Consider the following 2,500-nt stretch of genomic DNA (forward strand, 5'->3'; position numbering starts at 1 on the left):
ATAAATTTTGGTTGCGGGAGTAGGATTTGAACCTACGACCTTCAGGTTATGAGCCTGACGAGCTACCGGGCTGCTCCATCCCGCGACAGTTTTTTCCGGCCCATTGCCTTTTTTTTATTTTTGGCATTGAGCGCTTTTGTTTTGTCATCATTCAGAGAGATAATTTTCACGTTTCTTACTAGGTTTGGCGGTGACCTACTCTCCCACGCCTTAAGACGCAGTACCATCGGCGCGACAGCGCTTAACTGCCGAGTTCGGGAAGGGATCGGGTGTTTCGCTTGTGCTATGACCACCAAACCGAGAAAGAAACGCAATTTATTATCTGCGTTTATAGCAGATATCCAAGTCAAATATTACTGTGTTGTGTGTATGCTTTTGATTTTCCATAAAAGTCTGGCTTCTACTGGATCAAATCAAGCCTATCGGGCAATTAGTACCAGTCAACTGAACGCATTGCTGCGCTTACATCTCTGGCCTATCGACGAGGTGGTCTACCTCGGCCCTCAGGGAGATCTTGTTTTGAAGGGGGCTTCCCGCTTAGATGCCTTCAGCGGTTATCCTGTCCGATCATAGCTACCCAGCACTGCTCCTGGCGGAACAACTGGTACACCAGTGGATCGTTCACCCCGGTCCTCTCGTACTAGGGGCAACTCTTCTCAAATCTCCTACACCCACGGCAGATAGGGACCGAACTGTCTCACGACGTTCTAAACCCAGCTCACGTACCTCTTTAAATGGCGAACAGCCATACCCTTGGGACCTGCTCCAGCCCCAGGATGAGATGAGCCGACATCGAGGTGCCAAACACTGCCGTCGATATGGACTCTTGGGCAGTATCAGCCTGTTATCCCCGGCGTACCTTTTATCCGTTGAGCGATGGCCCTTCCACTCGGGACCACCGGATCACTATGGCCGTCTTTCGACTCTGCTCGACTTGTCAGTCTCGCAGTCAGGCTGGCTTCTGCCATTGCACTCAACGAGCGATTTCCGACCGCTCTGAGCCAACCTTCGCGCGCCTCCGTTACTCTTTAGGAGGCGACCGCCCCAGTCAAACTACCCGCCACACAGGGTCCCGGATCCGGATAACGGACCGCGGTTAGACATCAAACAGAATTAGGGTGGTATCTCAAGGGAGGCTCCACAGGAACTGGCGTTCCTGCTTCAAAGCCCACCACCTATCCTGCACAAATTATGCCTGATGCCAGTGTGAAGCTGTAGTAAAGGTGCACGGGGTCTTTCCGTCTAACCGCGGGAAGCCTGCATCTTGACAGGCAATTCAATTTCGCTGAGTCTATGTTGGAGACAGCGGGGAAGTCGTTACGCCATTCGTGCAGGTCGGAACTTACCCGACAAGGAATTTCGCTACCTTAGGACCGTTATAGTTACGGCCGCCGTTTACCTGGGCTTCATTTCGGAGCTCTCACCCCTCCATTTAACCTTCAGGCACCGGGCAGGCGTCAGACCCTATACGTCGTCTTGCGACTTCGCAGAGCCCTGTGTTTTTAGTAAACAGTCGCCACCCCCTAGTTTGTGCCCCCCGCCAAGACTTGCGTCCTGACAGGGCCTCCTTCTCGCGAACTTACGGAGGTATTTTGCCGAGTTCCTTCAACATAGTTCTCTCAAGCGCCTTGGTATTCTCTACCAGTCCACCTGTGTCGGTTTAGGGTACGATCCAGTGGAGGGCTATTTCCAGGAACCTCTAAGCAGCCTCTTCAATCCAATTAGAAGAAACTACCCTCGAGATCCGTCACATCCTCCTGGCTCAGGAATATTAACCTGATTCCCATCGACTACGCCTTTCGGCCTCGCCTTAGGGGTCGGCTTACCCTGCTCAGATTAGCTTTAAGCAGGAACCCTTGGACTTTCGGCGACAGGGTCTCTCACCCTGTTTGTCGCTACTCATGTCATCATTCTCACTAGTGATCTCTCCACCGGATCGCTCACGCGCCGGCTTCACAGAAAGCTCCAGATCCTCCAACACAGCCCGAAGGCTGCTAAAGAGGAAAGGAACTATGTCACACTACGCTCTGCTACCATGCGATAAACGCATCCTAAGCTTCGGCTCATGGCTTGAGCCCCGTTACATCTTCGCCGCAGGACAACTTAAATTAGACCAGTGAGCTGTTACGCTATCTTTAAAGGATGGCTGCTTCTAAGCCAACCTCCTGGTTGTTTTGGTCGTCCCACCTGCTTTCCCACTTAGCCATGAATTAGGGGCCTTAGCTGTAGGTCAGGGTTGTTTCCCTTTTCACTACGGACGTTAGCATCCGCAGTGTGTCTGCCAACTATTACTCCCGGGTATTCGGAGTTTGGTTAGGATCAGTAAGGCGGTGAGCCCCCATTACCCATCCAGTGCTCTACCCCCCGGGGTATTCGGTTGACGCTCTACCTAAATAGATTTCGCAGAGAACCAGCTATCTCCGAGTTTGATTGGCCTTTCACCCCTAGGCACAGCTCATCCCGATCCTTTTCAACGGATGTGGGTTCGGTCCTCCAGTGC

General features: G+C 52.4%; 1 tRNA gene and 2 rRNA genes (1 of these 3 cut by a window edge). All 3 read right to left on the bottom strand.

The features are described 5' to 3' along the window. Window positions 1-8: 8 nt before the first annotated feature. A tRNA-Met gene (locus MWU63_RS12315) sits at window positions 9-85 on the bottom strand. 97 nt (window positions 86-182) lie between these two features. Next, window positions 183-297 (bottom strand): 5S ribosomal RNA (gene rrf / locus MWU63_RS12320). 112 nt (window positions 298-409) lie between these two features. Next, window positions 410-2,500: ribosomal RNA gene (locus tag MWU63_RS12325) — 23S ribosomal RNA — on the bottom strand (it continues 744 nt past the right edge of the window).

The organism is Pseudohalocynthiibacter sp. F2068, assembly GCF_023015645.1.
Taxonomy (GTDB): Bacteria; Pseudomonadota; Alphaproteobacteria; order Rhodobacterales; family Rhodobacteraceae; genus Pseudohalocynthiibacter; species Pseudohalocynthiibacter aestuariivivens.